The 19,912-nt window shown below is 38.5% G+C and carries 14 protein-coding genes; 6 read left to right on the top strand and 8 right to left on the bottom strand.

The features are described from left to right. Positions 1-417 precede the first annotated feature (417 nt). From BMW64_RS16940 to BMW64_RS16930, 3 genes are all read left to right on the top strand, one after another. On the top strand, positions 418-948 hold the full coding sequence (locus BMW64_RS16940; protein WP_090001283.1) for a hypothetical protein: 531 nt from the start codon (positions 418-420) through the stop codon (positions 946-948). 83 nt (positions 949-1,031) lie between these two features. Continuing rightward, complete coding sequence (locus BMW64_RS16935) at positions 1,032-1,751, top strand: ABC transporter ATP-binding protein (RefSeq protein ID WP_090001489.1); 720 nt, start codon at positions 1,032-1,034, stop codon at positions 1,749-1,751. 50 nt (positions 1,752-1,801) lie between these two features. Further along, positions 1,802-2,239, top strand: a complete 438-nt coding sequence (locus tag BMW64_RS16930; protein ID WP_090001281.1) for a hypothetical protein — start codon at positions 1,802-1,804, stop codon at positions 2,237-2,239. A gap of 36 nt (positions 2,240-2,275) precedes the next feature. Here BMW64_RS16930 and BMW64_RS16925 read toward each other — a convergent pair whose 3' ends face one another. The 8 genes from BMW64_RS16925 to BMW64_RS16890 all read right to left on the bottom strand — a co-directional run bounded on the left by BMW64_RS16925 (position 2,276) and on the right by BMW64_RS16890 (position 12,219). After that, the gene (locus BMW64_RS16925; RefSeq protein ID WP_090001279.1) at positions 2,276-3,073 is read right to left on the bottom strand and encodes a patatin-like phospholipase family protein; all 798 of its coding nucleotides are present in this window, start codon (positions 3,071-3,073) and stop codon (positions 2,276-2,278) included. Positions 3,074-3,293: 220 nt separating this feature from the next. After that, positions 3,294-3,908, bottom strand: coding sequence for a PH domain-containing protein (locus BMW64_RS16920; protein ID WP_090001277.1), 615 nt, complete (start codon positions 3,906-3,908; stop codon positions 3,294-3,296). 128 nt (positions 3,909-4,036) lie between these two features. Then, positions 4,037-5,425: a dihydrolipoyl dehydrogenase gene (lpdA, locus tag BMW64_RS16915; RefSeq protein ID WP_090001275.1), complete on the bottom strand. Its 1,389-nt coding sequence runs from the start codon at positions 5,423-5,425 to the stop codon at positions 4,037-4,039. Positions 5,426-5,604: 179 nt separating this feature from the next. After that, on the bottom strand, positions 5,605-5,868 hold the full coding sequence (locus BMW64_RS16910) for a hypothetical protein (RefSeq protein ID WP_090001274.1): 264 nt from the start codon (positions 5,866-5,868) through the stop codon (positions 5,605-5,607). Positions 5,869-5,962: 94 nt separating this feature from the next. Next, complete coding sequence (locus BMW64_RS16905) at positions 5,963-7,270, bottom strand: PQQ-dependent sugar dehydrogenase (RefSeq protein ID WP_090001271.1); 1,308 nt, start codon at positions 7,268-7,270, stop codon at positions 5,963-5,965. Between the two features lie 103 nt (positions 7,271-7,373). Beyond that, the gene (locus BMW64_RS16900) at positions 7,374-7,712 is read right to left on the bottom strand and encodes a nuclear transport factor 2 family protein (protein WP_090001269.1); all 339 of its coding nucleotides are present in this window, start codon (positions 7,710-7,712) and stop codon (positions 7,374-7,376) included. Between the two features lie 131 nt (positions 7,713-7,843). Next, on the bottom strand, positions 7,844-10,465 hold the full coding sequence (locus tag BMW64_RS16895; protein ID WP_228400942.1) for a beta-glucosidase: 2,622 nt from the start codon (positions 10,463-10,465) through the stop codon (positions 7,844-7,846). 311 nt (positions 10,466-10,776) lie between these two features. Further along, positions 10,777-12,219: an alpha-L-fucosidase gene (locus BMW64_RS16890; RefSeq protein WP_090001266.1), complete on the bottom strand. Its 1,443-nt coding sequence runs from the start codon at positions 12,217-12,219 to the stop codon at positions 10,777-10,779. Between the two features lie 811 nt (positions 12,220-13,030). On the opposite strand from BMW64_RS16890, the gene BMW64_RS16880 reads away from it, so the two are divergent. From BMW64_RS16880 to BMW64_RS16870, 3 genes are all read left to right on the top strand, one after another. Next, positions 13,031-14,851, top strand: a complete 1,821-nt coding sequence (locus tag BMW64_RS16880) for a T9SS type A sorting domain-containing protein (protein ID WP_090001261.1) — start codon at positions 13,031-13,033, stop codon at positions 14,849-14,851. 6 nt (positions 14,852-14,857) lie between these two features. Further along, a complete protein-coding gene (locus tag BMW64_RS16875; RefSeq protein WP_143052721.1) occupies positions 14,858-18,226 on the top strand; it encodes a DUF5977 domain-containing protein in 3,369 nt (1,122 codons plus the stop codon). 34 nt (positions 18,227-18,260) lie between these two features. Further along, positions 18,261-19,912: DUF6443 domain-containing protein (locus tag BMW64_RS16870; protein ID WP_143052720.1), on the top strand; the 1,652-nt coding region annotated here is incomplete at its 3' end.

The raw sequence follows: 19,912 nt of genomic DNA, 5'->3' as shown, positions 1-19,912 counted from the left end.
AATTCTTCTTTTAATATTAAAATTCAACTACAATACATGTTTTTTGAAGATTATTATTTCTTGAATTGTAAATAAAAATTAAAAAAATACACATTAGAGATTTTAATCAGTCTGAAAAAGATTAACAGTTGTTAAATGAATATTACATATAATATTATTAACATTTGTTAATTTTAAACTTAGAAAATTTACAGTTTTCGGAAAACCAAAACCTTTATTCACCAAAAAAAACAGTCTGTAAACAAATTATATTTAATAAACATCATACTATATATATGTATTAAATAAATAGTATAATTGAATCTCAAAATTGAAGTGGATTTTTTTTTTTACATTTGCTCAGAGGAAATATAAAAAATTGTTTTTTCGTTTGTACTTTTACAGACAACCAAACTTATAAAAGCATACAATCACCTTATGAGAAAAATAATTCTACTATTTACATGTTTGTTAGGTATTTCGGCTTTCTCACAAATTAAAGTGCTGAAAAACGAAAGTGTTGTGGAAATTGGTAAAGATAATTCCGTAGGTTTATATAAGAAAGATGATAAATTTACCATAAACTATCAGGACCTGAATACAGCTAATCTGAATACTTTCCGCTCATTCTCTTTTCAAAACCTCAATAAAGACGTATCAGGATTATACGAACTGATCATCAATGGATTTATAGATTTGCCAGTAAGCAATATCGTGCTGGAACTTCCTAATGATATTGTTGAACTTCATTTTGAGAAGAACTTCGGGCAGCCTACCGTACAGTTTATTCAGTATATCAACAAAAACAGAAAATATGTTGGTAAATCTCAGTTTCTGAACAAAAAGCAGGTTGACAAAATATTCGGAAAACTCAACGGAAAATCATCGCAGTATGAAAAACCTGATCCCGCAACTAATGCGAATGCATCAGCAAAGAATTCTCATCCAGAAAAAAAAGCGAAGAAATAATCAATTTATAGAAATATTAACCAGGCTCATTCTACGGAATGAGCTTTTTTATTTTTATTTTTGCAAAAAGATCATTATTTATTATGTCTCTTCAAATAAACAATTTAACCAAAAAATTCGGTGAGCAGACAGCACTGAACAACATCAATATATCGATCGACAAAAATGAAATCATCGGGCTTCTGGGGCCTAATGGTGCCGGAAAATCTACCTTAATGAAATCTATTGTCGGAGCCTTAAAAATTGACGAAGGAGAAATAATTTTCAATGGTAAAAATATCACCGACAACGAAATAGAAAGCAAAAAAAATATAGGTTTCCTTCCGGAGAACAATCCGCTTTATCTCGAAATGTTTGTAAAAGAATACCTGCAGTTTGTGGCCAATATTCACAATATCCCGGTATCGCGAGTAGATGAGGTAATAGAACTGGTAGGAATTACACCGGAAAAAACAAAGAAAATCGGACAGCTTTCTAAAGGATATAAACAAAGAGTAGGCTTGGCACAGGCCATTATTCACCAGCCGGATCTGCTGATTCTTGATGAGCCTACGAATGGTCTGGATCCCAATCAGATTATTGAGATCAGAAATGTTGTAAAGGAAATTGGTCAGCAAAAAACCGTATTGCTTTCCACCCATATCATGCAGGAAGTGGAAGCGCTTTGTTCACGCGTAATCCTCATTCATAAAGGAAATATTCTTCAGGATTGTCCGATCGGAGAATTTAAAGGAAAATTCGAAAATCTTGAAAAGGCTTTTGCTTATTATACCCAGTCAACACCCGCTGAAACTGATCTTTAATTGGCTTTAAATTTGATACATTTGAGGGACTAACCACAAATATTATCAAAATGATTAAAAAGATTCTGCTGGGAGCAATATATATGACCAGTATCAGCATGATAAGCGCTAAAAGCATTCATCAAACTGAACCTAAAGACGGGCCCAAAACTGAAATCAGGCAACAGGTTCCGAAATCAGTAATTATCAAAACTCAAAAATTCAAAATAAGAATTGATAAGCAGCCCAATGGCAAGTATTTGTATCAATCCTGGCCGGCTAAAGGAAAAATCACCAATAAACCGAGTATGATCATCAGTGACGGAGAACTTATTCCTGACGGATCCGGAGGAAATTATTACTTTGAGTTCCATAATGAAGGATATACCTATAAAGTCTGGAGAAATTATCTTACCGATTCTCTTAAAAAAGCTCCTTATACGCTTACGGTAGAGGACCAGGACGGAAAAACAATTGTTAATCAGGACGCAATCGTTGTAAAAAGCTAGGATAAAAGAAAACTCTCATTTAAAGTGAGAGTTTTTTTATGCACCTGATTGCCTGGCAAGATAAAAGCTGCTTTCGTTAAAGCTTTCCTTTGCAGCCTCATATCCGATCGTGAAAATTTTTTCAAGACGGTCTTTTCTTCTCTCAAATGTTCCGTAGGTGGAGAGCTCCTGAGAAGATATAAACCAATCGCAATAGTCAAATTTTATTTTTTCTACTCTGTACGAAAGTAAATCGTAAGAACGGGAGACAATAGATTTAATTGATTTCAGATCATCAATTTTAATATCATGGGGTGGGGAGACAAAAACACCGATCAGCTTATCACACTCATCCCTGATGATGTCAGCAGGAAAATTATTGAGTACTCCTCCATCACAATACATTTCGTCATTGATAGTATAGGGCGTCGTAATTCCCGGTATCGAGCATGAAGCAATAATGGCATCTACGACTTTAAAATCCTGATCAAAGATTTTTTCCGTTCCGCCGACCAGTTCTGTGGCTACAATTTTCACTTCTTTATCCAGATCTTTCAGTTTCATATCTCCGAAAATAGGATTGAGATAATTCCTGAAAATAACCGAAGAGACCAATCCGGGCTGATTGAAAGCAAAATGTTTCCAGTTGAAAAAATATACCGAATTGAAAAATTCCAGGATCTCTTCCGGGGTTTTCCCCACAGCATACATAGAACCGACAATGGAGCCTGCGCTGCAACATGACAGTACATTAACATCAATATCTTTTTCCTTGAGGAATTTTAGAACTCCGGCGTGTGCGATGCCTTTGGTACCGCCACCCGATAAAACAAGTCCTATCTTTTCAAAATTCATTGAATAAATGTAAGAAAATACCACAAAATAGAAAGTCTGTTTTTACTAAATTTTTGTTAAATAGTAACTGGCAACAGAGGTGACTAGGGCAGATGACAATGAATTAATACTTTAAATATTTTCATCAATAAAAATTATCTCTATAAAATTTAATCTAAGTATTACTAAAAAAGCTATTATAAAAAAGCCCGAAATTTCGGGCTTTTAAAGTTTTATCATCTTAATTATTAATATATTTTTCAAAAATCTTTGAGAAGTCTTTCTGATTGTACTTATCAAAGCTGGTCGTATTCCAGGCGAAAATGTATTCATTAATCGTTCTTAATTCCTGGCTTTTCGATACATTTTCCTGTTTTCCTGAGGCTACAGTAGTGATCGCTTTCTGCAGGCTGTCATTCGAAAAATTCAGCAGTGACTGATTGTGATGCACCACTTGCTGAATCGCCAAAAGAGCTTTATAAAGATCTTTCAGCTGATCAATCTGACTTTTTGTAACACTAATCATTAACGGAACATTCCCGATATTAAAAGAAATCTCAACGTCCAGGTCGATGGTTCCCGCTGTCTGCAAGGCAATATTTGAGAAAGGAAACTGATAATATTCGTATCTTCTCAGTACTCGTTTTTTATCCAGGGCACTTGCGCCGTCAATATGGATCAATGCTCTGTTGGTAAAGCAATATTCATCTCTTTTGGATTTGATGAGGAAGAAAATCTTTTCATTGTCTTCCGATAAAATGTAATCGTCTGAATCTACTTTATCATAATCATGAGAAGGAATAATTTTACCAATATCCCCTAATCCTAAAGCTTCTGCAGCTAATTTTTTGAACATAATTTATTTTAATTTGTATTATTTATAACTTAATAAAAATAAGAAAATAAGTGATACAAATTATTTAAGAAAAGAAAAACCACAGACAGAATCTGTGGTTTAACAATATTTAAAAATTGATTGTCAAATTAAATATGAATCACTTCACCATAAGCAGCAGCGGCAGCTTCCATAATAGCTTCTGACACTGTTGGATGCGGGTGAATTGATTTGATGATCTCGTGACCTGTAGTTTCCAGTTTTCTGGCAACAACGGCTTCAGCCACCATATCTGTAACGCCTTCTCCGATCATGTGGCACCCTAACCATTCGCCGTATTTAGCATCAAAGATCACTTTAACGAAACCATCTGTATTACCGTTAGCCGTCGCCTTTCCACTTGCAGAAAGAGGGAATTTTCCAACTTTGATTTCATATCCTTTCTCTTTAGCCTGCTTTTCGGTAAGACCAACAGACGCAACTTCTGGGTGACAGTACGTACATCCAGGAATATTGCCATAATCTATTTTTTCAACGTGTAATCCTTTGATTTTTTCAACACAGGTAATTCCTTCAGCAGAAGCAACGTGTGCCAGAGCCTGAGTAGGAATAAGGTCTCCGATCGCGTAGTAACCAGGAACCGAAGTTTCGTACCATTCGTTTACCAAAACTCTGCCTTTATCCGTCTGGATTCCCACTTCTTCAAGTCCGATGTTCTCAATGTTTGCAGCAATACCAACCGCAGACAATAAAATATCAGCTTCAAGCGTGATGTTTCCTTTTGCCGTTTTTACGGTAGCTTTCACCCCTTCTCCGCTGGTGTCAACACTTTCTACAGAAGCATTGGTCATAATTTCAATCCCCGATTTTTTAAGAGATTTTTCAAGGTGCTTAGAGATTTCTTCATCCTCTACAGGAACGATATTCGGCATAAATTCTACAACCGTTACTTTTGTTCCCATGGTATTATAGAAGTCAGCAAATTCAACCCCGATCGCTCCGGAACCTACCACGATCATCGATTTTGGCTGTTCAGGAAGAGACAATGCCTGTCTGTATCCGATTACTTTTTTACCATCCTGAGGAAGGTTCGGCAATTCTCTTGAACGAGCACCAGTAGCGATGATAATGTGCGTTCCTGTATATTCAGTTACTTTCCCGTCTTTATCAGTAACGGAAACTTTTTTACCTTTCTGAATTTTGGCAGTTCCCAAAATCACATCGATCTTATTCTTTTTCATTAAGAATTCGATTCCTTTGCTCATTTTGTTGGCTACCCCACGGCTTCTCTGAATTACGTTTGGAAATTCAAAACTTCCTTCCACCTTGTTCAAACCATAATCTTCAGCGTGATTAATATAATGAAAAACCTGAGCAGATTTCAGCAAAGCTTTTGTCGGAATACATCCCCAGTTAAGGCAGATCCCTCCCAGACTTTCTTTCTCGATAATTGCAGTTTTGAAACCCAATTGTGCTGCTCTGATTGCAGTAACATATCCACCAGGACCACTTCCGATGACAATAATATCGTAATTCATTAGCTTAAAATTTTTATGCGAATTTAAGGAAAAATATTGGATGTTCCACGTTTCTTGCACTGCAACTGAGATCAGGAAGTAAGACTATTTTAAACAAAAAAGAGAACGCTCAAAGCATTCTCTTTTATATTGTGTTTTTTGATGGGAACAAAGAATAAATTTTCTTCATTCATCAGATTTTATCTTGTTGCTCTTAGCAGCCTTTTTTCATTTCTGTATCTTTCATTCAACGCTTTCAGCTGGTCATTCTTCATTCGTTTTGTTGCCAGCGGATGGTTAAGGATGAGCTTTTTCTCCTGATTATATTTTCTGTCAAGTTCCCTGGCTTTATCATTATACAACTGTGCTTTTGAAGGATGCGGCGGTGCCGGCGGACGTCTCTGGGAAAATGCAGTTGAAGATAATCCTACTATTAAAATGGCTGATATTAAAAACTTTTTCATGACATTCTATTTTGTGAATGATCTTACTCATTCCGGTTTACATGAATATTTGCATATTTCATACCAAAATAAATCAGCAGTTTTCAGATATAAATCACTTTTTATAAGCTACTCTCCATACGATTCCACTTACGTCATCCGCCACCAGCAATGATCCGTCTGCAATCTGCAGAATGCCCACAGGTCTTCCGTACACATCTCCTTTGGCTTCATTGGCAATAAACCCTGTTAGAAATGGCTGATAGGGTCCTGAAGCTTTACCGTTAGCAAAAGGAACGAATGCTACCTGATAACCAACCAGTGAAGAGCGGTTCCAAGATCCGTGCTGCCCGATAAAAGCTCCGTTTTTATACTTTTCAGGAAACTGACTGCCGGTATAAAATGTAAGCCCTAAAGACGCCGTATGACTTCCCAGCGGCACATCAGGGACAATAGTTTTTGCCACGAGATCCGGTTTTTCACCCTTTCTTCTTGGATCTTCATTTTTTCCGAAGTAAGCGTAAGGCCAGCCATAAAAAGCGTTCTGCTTTACGCTGGTCAGATAATCGGGAACCAGCTCATCACCAAGCTCATCCCTTTCATTCACCACCGTCCAGAGTTCGCCTTTTACTGGGTTCCAGCTCATGCCTACAGGATTTCTAAGACCTGCTGCATAAATTTTCTCTCCGCTTCCGTCAGGATTAACTTCAAGAATATTGGCTCTTCGAACTTCATTTTCCATTCCGTTTTCGCCAACGTTACTTCCAGATCCCACGCTGATGTAAATTTTCGACTGATCTTTATTGGCAATTAAATTTCTCGTCCAGTGATTATTATATCCTCCTGCAGGAAGGCTGACGATTTTCTTTCCGGGTTCCGTAATTTTTGTCTGTCCTGTTTTATAAGGATACACCCAAAGCCCATCGGTATTGGCTACGTAAAATTTATCCTTAATAATAAGCATTCCGTAAGGTTGGTTGAGCTTGTCCAGAAATACGGAAGACGACTCAGGAACGCCATCTTTGTTGGCATCACGATACAGGATAATCCTGTTGGCCGATTTGCCTCCTACTTCAGCATCACTTTTTCCGCTGATGTCATTTTTTATTTTTTCCGTTGTGGAACGTTCTGAATTGGAAAGAACGACAAAAATATCCCCGTTTTCAGCCTGAATCATATTTCTCGGGCTTTTGATATGTTCAGCAAAACGGGTAACGGTAAATCCTTCCGGGGCAACCGGTGTTTTACCTTCAGGCCAGCCGATCACATTGCTGAATTTATTTTTGGAATTCTCGTCGGGAGCGGGTAATTTCAAAGTGTCTGTTTCTGTAACCACCTCTTTTCCGGTTGTGGTGCTTTCCTTTTTATTTTCTTTACAGCTGAAAAAGATCAGTGCAAAAGCAGGGAGAAGATAATTTTTCATAGATTTCAGTGATTAATGGTTGGTAACTGACTTGCAAAAAGCGTTCCTTAAGAAATCTGCAACTTTACTGGATTTTGAAAATGTATTATTTCACAAAGTAAAATCAGCTGACTACAAAAGCCTTCAATTCGGCTAATTTTCCGTCTTCAAATCTCCAGACGTCACAATATTCATAGCTGATCCACTCTGAATTTTCGTTTAGTAAACTAATAGTTCCCATAGCGGACAGATAGTTCCCCTCTTCAATCATTAAAGCAACTTCAAACTTTGGAGGCTCTTTGTATGCTTCATTCATATAGGCTCTTACCTCATCAATTCCGTTAAGCGTACGGTCGCCAATAAAAGTCCAGCGGGTATCTTTTGTACAAAATTTTAAAAATCCTTCGTGGTCGCCCGCTGCAATACAGGCATTCGCTTTCTGTAATATCAACTTTAAATTCATAGTGCTTTTTTTAAGTTTTGTATAGATAAAAGTTGATGATACTGCTGCTAAAAATGTGCCGACCTATATATGGTTGCAATACTGATGGCGTCTCAATTAGATCTTCACTGTAACCGATCTCCGTCCCAACATTACTCAACCTCAATATTCTGTTTCATCGGTAAATTTTTTGAAGAATTCCCGACAAAAATCCGGTATGTACCTTTTTCAACAATCCAGTTCATTTTTTCGTCTAAAAACTGCAGGTCTTTCACCGGAACTTCAATAGAAACCTGTTTTGATTCTCCCGGCTTTAAATATACTTTCTGAAATCCTTTTAGTTCAATAACCGGTCTTGAAACCGAGGCCAGCAAATCTTTCACATACAGCTGAATGACCTCACTTCCCGCTTTTGAACCAGTATTCCTTACATTGACTGTAGCAGTAATCGTATCATTTGCTGTAAACTGTAGTTTATTTAACCGTAAATCTGAAATTTCGAAAGTCGTATAGCTCAATCCGAAACCAAAAGGATACAACGGTTCGCCACTCAGATCATAATAGTCATTTCCCCTTCCTGTGGGATGATGATTGTAAGACAGCGGCAATTGTCCCTCCTCTATCGGAAAAGTGATTGGCAGTTTACCCGAAGGATTTTCTGCCCCGAAAAGAACTTTGGCCACCGCATTTCCGCCTTCCTCTCCCGGATACCAGACGTCTAAAATAGCTCCGACTTTATCTTTCCAATCAGTCGTTTTTATAGCAGAACCACCCACCAGCACAACTGTTATTGGCTTATTCAATGTTGAAACTTCATGAATAAATAGTTCCTGATTTCCGGGAAGGGCAAGCGAAGAGCGGTCCTGAAATTCTCCTTCGTGAATTCCAGCGGCTACGATAATATAATCTGCATTTTGAGCTTCCTTTACAGCTTCATTAAAATCTTTTTGGTAGTCTGGTAAACCATAATTCCAGATCAGTTCAATATTCGCTTCTCCCCGGTTTTCATGAAATTCCACGACAATGTCGTATTGTTTTCCTTTCACGAAATCAAGTTCAATCGTTTTGGTTGAATAACTCAACTTTTCCCATTGGTCGATCATTAATTTTCCATTTAAAAACAATCTGAAACCATCATTTCCACGCAGTCCCAACTGATATTTTCCGGAATTGGGTGCTTTCAGTTTTCCTGTCCACCGTACGCTATAGTTATCGGACTGCAACTTTTCCGGATCCGGGGAATATAAAGTCCATTTAAAATTCAGCTGTTCATTCTGTTTTTCAACAACGGCATTACCTTTTAAATCTGGATTAGAAAAATACCTTCCTTTTAATCCCTTTTGATTTTCAAAGGATAAAAACTCAGCAGGAACGGTGGCAAACTTCTTCAGATTCCAGTCGATTCCTTTTACATAATTAACTTCGATATTTTTATTTTTAACAAAATTTTTAATTCCCTCCAGCATACTGACCTTCTTATTTCCCGGACCGGAATAACCGCCTAACCTTGCATCCACCGCATCAGTTCCCACCACTAAAATCTTTTTAACATTTTCCGGAATGGGAAGCGTTTTATTATTGTTCTGAAGCAAAACAAAAGACTCTATGGCTGCTTTCTCGGCTAAAGGTTTATGATTAATTTTCTTTAATTCTTCAATATCTTTATCGGAAACATAAGGATTTTCAAATAAGCCCAGTTCAAATTTTGCTCTCAGCACCCTTGAGACTGCATCATCAATTCTCTCTTTTGAAATTCTACCATCCAGAAACGGTGGGATGAAAAGCTTATAATGCTGATATTCTGTTTGAAAAATCACATCAAGACCTGCATTCATGGCCTGTGCAGAAGCATCGTCATAATCTCTTGCTGTAAAATGCAGCACATTAGCCCCACCAACCGCACTGGCGTCACTGATGACGAAGCCGGTAAAATTCCATTCTTTTTTTAATTTTTCCGTCAACAACCAGTGATTGGCTGTCGAAGGCCTTCCGTCAAGCAGATTATATGAAGTCATTACCGAGCGGCTTTTTCCCTGATGAAAAGCTTTTTCAAATGGAATTAAATGCGTTTCCTCCAGATATCTTTTGCTCCAGTGAATCGGATAAGAATCTCTTCCTCCTTCTCCAACATTTGCCAGAAAATGTTTTGGAGTCGTAATAATTCCCTGATTTTCAAAAGAGCTGACAAAATTGACACCCATCACGGAAGTCAGAAACGGATCTTCACCGTAGGTTTCCTCGGTTCTTCCCCAACGGACATCACTGGCAAGATTTACTACAGGCGTCAAAATCTGGCGAATGCCTCTCAACTTCGATTCTTTTGCAATCGCCGTAGAAACCTCTTTCATCAGTTCCGGATTAAAGGTGGCCGATAAACCGATCGCTTGCGGAAAAGCTGTCGCGCCTTCACGCATCAAGCCGTGCAATGCCTCATCAAAAGGAATGATCGGGATTCCCAATCGTGATTCTTCGACAAAATATTTCTGGATCGCATTAATTTTTTTCGCCAATCGTTCCGCATCTTCATTGGCATTATATGTCAACAATTGTCCTGCTGCTCCGCCACCCTGGTTTCCTGCGCTCACCTGTAAACCAAAAATTCCGTGTGCGTACTGGTCTTTTGGGACATGATCCAGATCTCCGGGAATCATAAAGCACTGCCAGAATTTTTCTTCAGGAGTCATTCTTTTTAATAAATCCTGAACTCTGGCTTCAATAGGTTGCTTTGGGTCTTTGTATAATGGTTTTTGAGCGGCAATAAATGTTGTGCTCAATAATGAAATTATTATAATTTTAAATCGCAGTTTAAAATGCATTTTAAGAATAATTTAATTTAAGATTTGTTCTTTTACCTTGAAGCAAAAGAACCAAAAGTTCAAGACTTGGAACTCTTTGCTAAAAATAAAATCTGTTCTCTAAAAATTCTAAAACTCGCGCGAATTTAATATTTGTTCTTCGTTTAAATATTGTTATCGCGCTCAAACAGTAGAATTTTCTTAACGCTCACAGATTTCATTTTTTTAACGCTACGATTTCCTAGGTCGTTTTAACAACAATAAACTTTTTTAAACAGACTTAATTCTAACTATTGTGTAATTTGAATTACGGTTGAATATTTCAATTGATTTCTTTCTACCGGTAAATCAACTTTAATGGTATTTCCTGATTGTTTCCAATGAATTTTATTTTTTAATCCTAAAACTTTCAATGATTTGGGTTTAACATTCTCCGGAATTGTAAAATGTAATGTTGATGGAGCTTCATAATTCGTTTTTTCATCCAAATGAAAAATATTCATTGTTTTTCCGTCTTTGCTTTGGGTATAGTAAAAATTTCCGTCGTGGTAAGGCGCTACACTTCTTGTGGCAAAAACGGCCGTCTGGTTTTGATCCATCCAGCCGGAAATCTCTTTTAACCTTTCATAAACCACAGGATCGTAGTCTCCATTAGGCCCTGGAGCGATATTCATCAGGTAATTCCCTCCTCTGGAAATAATTTTCACCAGTGTTTCAATGATCTTCTGAGATGATTTGTAATTGTCATTCGGAACATATGAAAACGAATCACCCATCGTAATACAACTCTCCCAAGGGATGGAAAGTGCTTTTTCCGGAATAGCCTGTTCGGGCGTAACATAATTTTCCCACTTTCCGGGAACGGTGCGGTCTACAATGATGATTCCGGGCTGATTTTTCCGGGCCATGTTTCCAATCTTATCCATATCGATATCCTGTTCGACTTTGATCGTTCTCTGCCATTCAACATTCGGATCGATGATATGAAACGGACGCACCCAGCCGCCGTCCAGCCACAGAATATCTATTTTACCATAATTCGAAGTGATCTCATTCAACTGATTAAAAGTAAAATTCTTAAAACGGTTCCATTTCTCAGGATATTTTTCCGGATCATAATTCACGTTACGGTCTTTTGGCGGAAAATACGACCACCAGTAATCATCCGAATGCCAGTCGGGTTTTGAAAAATAAGCGCCAATTTTGAAGCCTTCTTTTCTGAAGGTATTGAAAATTTCCCTTGTGACGTCCGCTTTGGGATTCTTGGAAAAAGGAGTTTTTGGGGAAGTAATTTTGTAATCAGACTGTTGTGTATCAAACATGGCAAAACCATCGTGATGCTTTGTGGTAAAAACCACGTATTTCATTCCTGCTTTTTTCACGGCGTCTGCCCATTTTTGAGGATTAAACTGCACAGGATTAAAAGTCGTCTGAAGATTTTCATAATTTTTCACGTATTCGTAGTACGATTTTCCATGCTCCGGCTTTCTTTGCGTCCAAGATTCATCTTCGGGGCAAAGGCTCCAGCTTTCAACAATTCCCCACTGGCTGTAGGTTCCCCAATGCATGAATAAACCGAATTTCAGGTCCTGCCAGTTTTCAAGATTTTGAACTACCAGCGGATCCGTAGGTCTCTGATAGCCTTCTGAAACATTGTGTGCCTGGGAAAATAACGCAGATGAGATGAGTAAAGACGAGAGAAATACGGTTTTAGTTTTAGGGCTGATGAGCATGAAGTTTAGTTTTGGCTAATTTAATCATCCTTTGATGAATCCGCAAGCGGTTGACGCTTTATGAAAACTATGACGGGATTTGACGCGTTTTGACGGGATTTGACGTATTTCGGAGGTACTTTCTTCGGGTCTTCTTCGGATCACCTTCGGGTCGGCTTCGGAAAAACGGTACTTTTTCCGAAGAGCTTCCGAAGAACTCCCGAAGGATTGTCAAAGAAATCTGCGTATTTTTTGATTTTTTGGCATGTTAATTTTAAACAATGTATCATTGCTTTATAATTTTTTCATAATTTTGCCGCGGATTTAAAAATATTACGAGCCTGTTTAAATTATAATTTTTTTTAACATTAAGAAATTAAGACTCTTTAGCTTAAAAAACTAATAAAAATCAATGTATTAATTCTTTAATTAAATAGCGTTTAATTCACTGAAATTGACTACGTCGAATCTAAAGATTTCTTAATGTTAATTAAAGAATAAACAAAGTTTATTTAATTTAGAAAATTAAGGAAAAACTATAAAAAACTTATTTAGTAAAATTAAAACGGCTCTATACAACCTTAAGAATAAAAAATGCATTTGTCATAATAATACGACAGGATTTGTCGTTTAAGAGATTTAGTTTTGTATAACAGGTTACTATTTGAATCCAAAACTTGAAAAATTAATAAAAACAAACCATGATAACAACCATTTCTATCCAGGCAATTTCTAATGATTGCTCCACTTTTTTAAAGACAAACAAATCTTTAGTTTCTTACAATTAACTTCATCACACGAACAATAATATTTAACTCTTTCAACACTACGTATGAAAAGACTCTATTCCAGTGCATTAACTTTATGCACATTTCTGAGCATTTCTGCCCAGGAAGTAGTCTGGCAGAAAGACATTAAATCCTCAACGCAGGATTTTTTAAGCCAGATGACCACGACTATTGACCAGCAGTATTTGATAACCGGAAGCAGCATCCCTTCGAGAACCTCAGGGACCACTCCTTCGACAGGCTCAGGGACCGCCCTTTCGAGAGCCTCAGGGATCTCCTCCCTTTCGAAAGCTGGAAGTACCCTTCCCTTCGGCTCCGCTCAGGGTAAACTGGCTCAGGGGCCACAAAACAACGGTTACGATTTCCATTTAGTTAAACTCAATCAACAGGGAGAGGAAGTCTGGGAAAAATATTTCTCGGGACAGAACCATGATTTTCTTTCTGCAACCGTAAATACACAGGAAGGTGGGTTTCTTCTTGCGGGCACTACTTTTAGCGGGAAAGGCCTGGACAAAAAAGAAGATTCGAAAGGAGGTTCGGATATCTGGCTGATCCGCATCAATGAATTTGGAGATGAACTGTGGCAGAAAACGATTGGTGGTGCTTCGGATGAAGAGGCCAGAGCGGTGATTCAGACGACGGATATGGGATTTTTTGTGGCGGGAAATGTTGCCTTCGGCTCTCTCCCCTTCGACTCCGCTCAGGGAACGGAACAAGGTTCCCTTCGAGAGCCTCAGGGAACGTCTGGGACACAAGGAACGAGAGGTTACGGATCAAAGGATGTTCTGGTGGTACGACTGGATAAAAACGGAAAGGAATTATCGCAATTGGTTTTGGGTGGAAAAGGTTTGGATGAGGTGGAGAAGATGATTCCAACGAAAGATGGCGGGGCTTTGTTGGGCGTTTATTCAAGGAGTAATGCTGTGGAAGGAAGCGGGATGCCGGATTCTGGAAGCAAAGCCATCAGCCAAAAGCCAAAAGCCAGCGGCAACTACGGTGAGGGTGACTACTGGATCATCAAGCTTTCCAAAGACGGCAAAATGGAATGGGAAAAGAACTTTGGGGGAACAGGTGATGATCACTTAAGAACGCTGGCGTTGACTTCTACAGGATATTTAATCGGTGGTGAATCAAGATCGGAAAGATCGGGAAATAAAGCCGTCGGCATCGAAGAAGGAACTGATTTATGGTTGATTTCACTCGATGAAAGAGGGGAAGAAATCTGGCAGAAATCCTACAACTTTAAAAACCGGGATGTGCTGATGGGGATGAGTGTGATATCCACCCCTAACCCCTCCAGAGGAGGGGAATCCACCCACCTGACCAAAGGTATACTGCTGGGAGGCTATACTCAAGCAGAAGGTAGAATTGAAAGTGACGATGAGACCTTCTGGATGCTGTACCTCGATCAGAACGGAAATGAGCAGTGGAGAAAGCATGTGAAAGGTGAATCAAAGAAAAAAGAAGAGAGACTGTCCGATATAAAACTGAACAGGGACGGTTCAATTGTATTGGCCGGAACAAGTGCTGAAGAACTGGGAAAAGAGAACTGGAAGATTGTGAAGCTGGGAGACAAGCAGATTGATCAGCTAATCGAAAAACAGGATATTAAGATTTATCCGAATCCGGTGAGTGAGTATGCGTATGTGGAAATCAATATGGATGATGGAAGCGGGATGCTGGGAGATGGGAAGACGGAAGCGGAGATTACGGTGTATGACATGGGCGGAAGGCAGCTGCAGAGCGTGAAAACCAAGAATAAAGTGACGAAGATTAATACGCAGGCACTGATTCAGGGAGCATATCTGGTGAGCGTGAAAACAAATGATAATAAAACAGCAAGTGCTAAACTGATAAAAAAATAAGCTAAGATGAGGAAGAATATTTATAAAATTTTATTTGTGGCAAGTATGCTATCATTCGGTACATACAAAGGCCAGACAGAAACAGCCGAGTTTCAAAAAAATACTTTTCTGACTAATTCAGAGAGTAATATCCATACCGGGGTTCCTAATATAAGTCTGCCATTAACCAATATAGCCGTAGCTTCTGATAACATCAATATTGGTGTATCATTATCCTATTCTACTGAAGGAATATCTGCTTTGAAGATGATCAGTGATGTGGGAAAAGGATGGAGCCTTCAATATGGAGGAAGTATCTTTAGAGGTACCAGCTTATATGATAAAGATTATATCGTTGAAAGTGCTTATCCAAATGAAACGATATCACTGATATATAGTTACAATTTTTTAGGAAATTCCGGAAAGTTTTATATCAGTAAAGATGAAAATATAGGGCAGTTAATTGCTGTGCCGTTGCAACCGTCGAATAATAAGATAACACTTGTCAAAGACAACAGTAATCCGGGTAAGATTTTATCATTCACGATTACTGACGACAATGGAAATATCTATCTTTTTGATAAGATCAATATCGCTTATATGAAGTTCCTTGATATGTCAGGTAATAATTCGAGCCAGGAGAAACTTTATAACAGCGAATTTTTATTAACCCAAATCAGAAATAGCAAAAACCAGCAGGTCGCGACATTTGAATATGAAACAACAACTGAACTGGTAAATCAGGCCTTAGGAACTATACAGGAACACAAGATTAAAAAAATTAATGTTAATAATTACGGAAGCATCAATTTTTCATATGTTCCTAATAATACACCTCATTCTTTAAAAAATAAAGGAGATAAGGACTGGTATCAGATGGATAAATTGATATTAAAGGATAAAAGCGATAATATCATCAGTCAATATTCATTCTCAATGGGTTTAAATAGCCTATTAGAGGGGTTATCCAGTTTGGATAAAAATAATAATGTCCTTCAGAAATATTCTTTTGACTATACCCCCAATAATGGTTCCGGAACAGATGCTTCCGGATACGTGAATGGTTTTACTCCATGCAATATAAGCGGAGGTGTTTTAATGACTCCGGACATCACTACTCCGAGTACAGTCGCTTCAAATTCCTTGAAAAGCATTACTCTGCCAAGCGGAGGGAGAATAGAATATGAATTTGAGAGCAATTCTGTAGCCGTAGATCCTACTCCATGTACAACCGGCAACTGCTACAATTATTATGACCTGGATAAAATATATACATGGACTTTCGACAGCTCACAATCGGCTTCCAGTGAGGTTTTCAACTTCCCGGGCGGATATCAGGGCGATGTGTATGTAGTGCCTCATATTTCATCTTATCCGCCGCTTCACGCACCGCCTCCTGGAGTTACCTATTCTGTAGATGTGGATCTGCAGAATTTAAGCGGTAATGTCATAGGTTATGAGCCTTTTGTTAATGCCAACAATTCATTCAATTGCACTTCATCGATAAGAGTTTATAAAGTTCCTTTGGCTCAAATCAATAAAGGTATTGTAAGAGGAAATATCAAAGGATATGGCACAGTCGATTTTTATTCAACTAAACAAATAAGCCAACGTAAGAATGCGTTTGGTAGCGGCTTGAGAATAAAAAGTATCAAAAACTTTGATGCAGGCGCAACAACTCCGGCTAAATGGGTACAATATGAGTATAACAAATTTTCAGATCCTTCAGTTTCCAGCGGATTGACTTTAGTACCGGACAATTTGGGAGAAATGGCAATTCTGGGAGGGAATAATGATATTAATGTCATGCAGTATGCCAATGTAAAAGTTACCAATATGCTGGATAACAGCTTTACGAAATATACCTATTATGATGAAACAGATCTGAATAACTTAACAGGATTAAGCAACACCTTAATTGATCTTGGGAGTTATTTAAAAAGAGACGGATTGTTAAAAAAACAGGAAGTCTATGGCATTACTAATAATCTCCTACAGGAAACAGTATTTTCATTTGAATTGGGTGTCATCCCAATAGCTAATATAAAGTATCACGGAGAACCTGTAAAGAGAGTTTCTATTAAAAAAGAAACTAAAACGATAAAAAACTATGTAAACGGAAGTACACAGGCATTGACAAGCTCCGGTGAAAAAACATATGAAAGCCAGTACAATAACCTGGTGTACAGTAAAGAAAATCTGTATGATGGAACTGTTGTTGAAAAAAGCCTGAAGTATGCCTTAGAGAAAAATAATCAGAAGCTTTTGAATGCCAATATGGTCAGCACTCCTTTGGAAACCGAAATTAAAAATGACGGAAAGGTGATCAGTAAGGCAGAAACCAAACTTGATGATGCTGCGACCTTATACCCTACTTCTGCACTCAGCTATGATATTACCAACCAAAGCTCATCAAAGAAAATTACTTTTGATAATTATGATGACAAAGGCAATTTACGCGAATTTAAGTCAGAAAACGGAATTCCTACTGCTACGATCTGGGGATATCACGGGACACAGCCTATTGCTAAAATAACAGGAGCAACCTATGCTGCTGTTTCAAATCTAAGTTCAGTAACAGCTGCTGTTTCCGCATCAGATGCAGATGATACTAATCCTGCGAACGAGCCTGCTTTAATTCAGGCACTGGATAATGTAAGAAAAGATGAAGCTCTCAAAGGGTATCAGATTGAAACCTACAGCTATGATCCTCTTATAGGGATTACCAGTAAAACCTCAGCAAATGGGTTAAAGGAAACCTATGTTTATGATTCTTCCCACAGAATATCCAAAGTTTTGGATAAGGATGGGAAAACAATCAAAACGTATGATTATCATTATTCTCCGCAGATTTTTGCTAATGACGCTATGAGCGGTGATTATGTTGTCACCAATTGCGGAGCCGGGCATTTACCCAATACTTATATCTATACTGTTCCTGCCAATACCTATTTCTCCTATATCAGTAAAACTGATGCCAATCAGAAAGCATTTCAGGATATTGAGACGAATGGTCAGAATGTTGCCAACCAACAGGGAGGATGCACACCGGTATCATGTACCATTACCAAAGGATATGACATTGCGACTTTACTTAGTGGCTCTATTACCATGCCGGATTCTTCTCATTACAGACTGCAGATGAGTTTTCCTTACGACAGCAGTATCAGTTGGCTAGCAGAGAAATCAATCGGAAAACTGGACGCAAATTGCCTTACTGCAACAGGCGGAACTGTGGCAAGAAGTATAACCTCCGGAGACTGGAAAATCACCATCTATCCCAACGGAAACATCAGAGCAAAACGTCCTTCAACCACTGCTATCCCTAATGGCACCATCATTACGATAGATAGTACCACTCCTGTAGACTATATTCCTGATATTGATGTACCTTAAATAGAGCCTCTGTTTAAATATTAAATAAAGAATTATGAAAAACATACTAATAATCGGAGGTTTGTTACTGTCGCTAGGGCAATTATCAGCCCAAAGCATCTCTCCTACCGATACCAAAAATTATATCTATACCAAAAACTGCCTTGATGCGGATTGCGTAAAAAAAGCGGAAACCGTGCAGTACTTTGACGGTTTGGGGCGCCCCAAACAAACGATTGCCATCAAAGCCTCTCCTTCACAGAAAGACGTGGTAAGCCATATCGAATATGATCAATACGGAAGACAATCCAAATCTTTTCTGCCGGTTCCTCAAACCGGAACACAAAACGGTGCATTCTATGAAAACGCTTTGGCTAATGCGACCAATCCTGATATTTACGGAACAGAAAAAATATATGCTGAGCAAATTATCGAGAATGCTCCTTTAACGAGGGTAAAAAAAAGCTACAATGTCGGAAACGCATGGGCAGACAAACCCGTTACCTACAATTACAACACCAATACTTCAGCCACTGAAGTTAAAAAGTTTGCGATAACAACAACATGGGTAGAGAGCAGAACAGATTCTCAGTTGAATTTCCCGGGAACCTACTACCCTGTCAATTCCTTAATGAAAACCGCTGTTACCGATGAGGATAATAATACAACAACAGAATACCGGAACGGGAAAGGACAGACGGTACTCATCAGAAAGAATGACGGGACACAGAATGTTGATACATATTATGTCTACAATGAGTACAATCAGCTGGCTTTTGTGATCCCGCCTCTGGCAGCAGCGAAGACAACCATTGATGAAACCACGCGAAACAGCCTGTGTTACCAGTATCGTTATGATGAATTTGGAAGATTGGTTGAAAAGAGAATACCGGGAAAAGGATGGGAATATTTGGTCTACGACAAGCAGGACAGAGTTGTACTGACGCAGGACGCAATGCTCGGAACCACCACCAATACCTTTACCAAAAAGGGCTGGCTCTTTACTAAGTACGACAAATTCGGAAGAGTGGTCTATACAGGATTTTTTGCCAGTACCGCTACAAGGTCAGCCATGCAGACGGCTGTTAACAATGTGACTGCTAATCCCGCAAACAATGAAGAAAGAAGCACGACTCCGTTTACCTTAAACGGGATGAATGTGTATTACACAAAAAATGCTTTCCCGACAGTAAGCATGACGATTCTAAGTGTAAACTATTATGATACCTATCCGCCGCTTCCGGCTGATGTAAGTATTCCTACTCAGGTACTGGGACAGACTGTTTTAAGCCAGGACGCGCAGAATGCTGCTGTGAGCACCAAGACTTTACCTACGGCTTCTTATGTCAAGAATATAGAAAATGATAACTGGACGAAAGATTTTATATGGTATGATGAGAAAGGAAGAGCTATTGGCTCACACTCCGTCAACCATTTAGGAGGCTTTACGAAAACAGAAACTCTGCTGGATTTTGCAGGGGCTATTCAGAAAACCGACACCTATCATCTGAGAAAGCAGGGTGAAAGCGGAGTGACCGTAAAGGAAAGGTTTGTGTACGATTCCCAGAACAGAATGCTCAAACATTTTCATCAGGTGGATAGCATGCCTGAAGAATTACTCACTGAAAACACCTACAATGAACTCTCGGAACTTACAAACAAAAAAGTAGGAAACAATCTTCAGAGCATCGACTATGCTTACAATAT

Origin of the sequence: Chryseobacterium taichungense (assembly GCF_900109935.1) — a bacterium.
GTDB lineage: Bacteria > Bacteroidota > Bacteroidia > Flavobacteriales > Weeksellaceae > Chryseobacterium > Chryseobacterium taichungense.
Note: the sequence above shows the minus strand (reverse complement) of the source record. Positions and strands in the feature narration are given on the sequence as shown.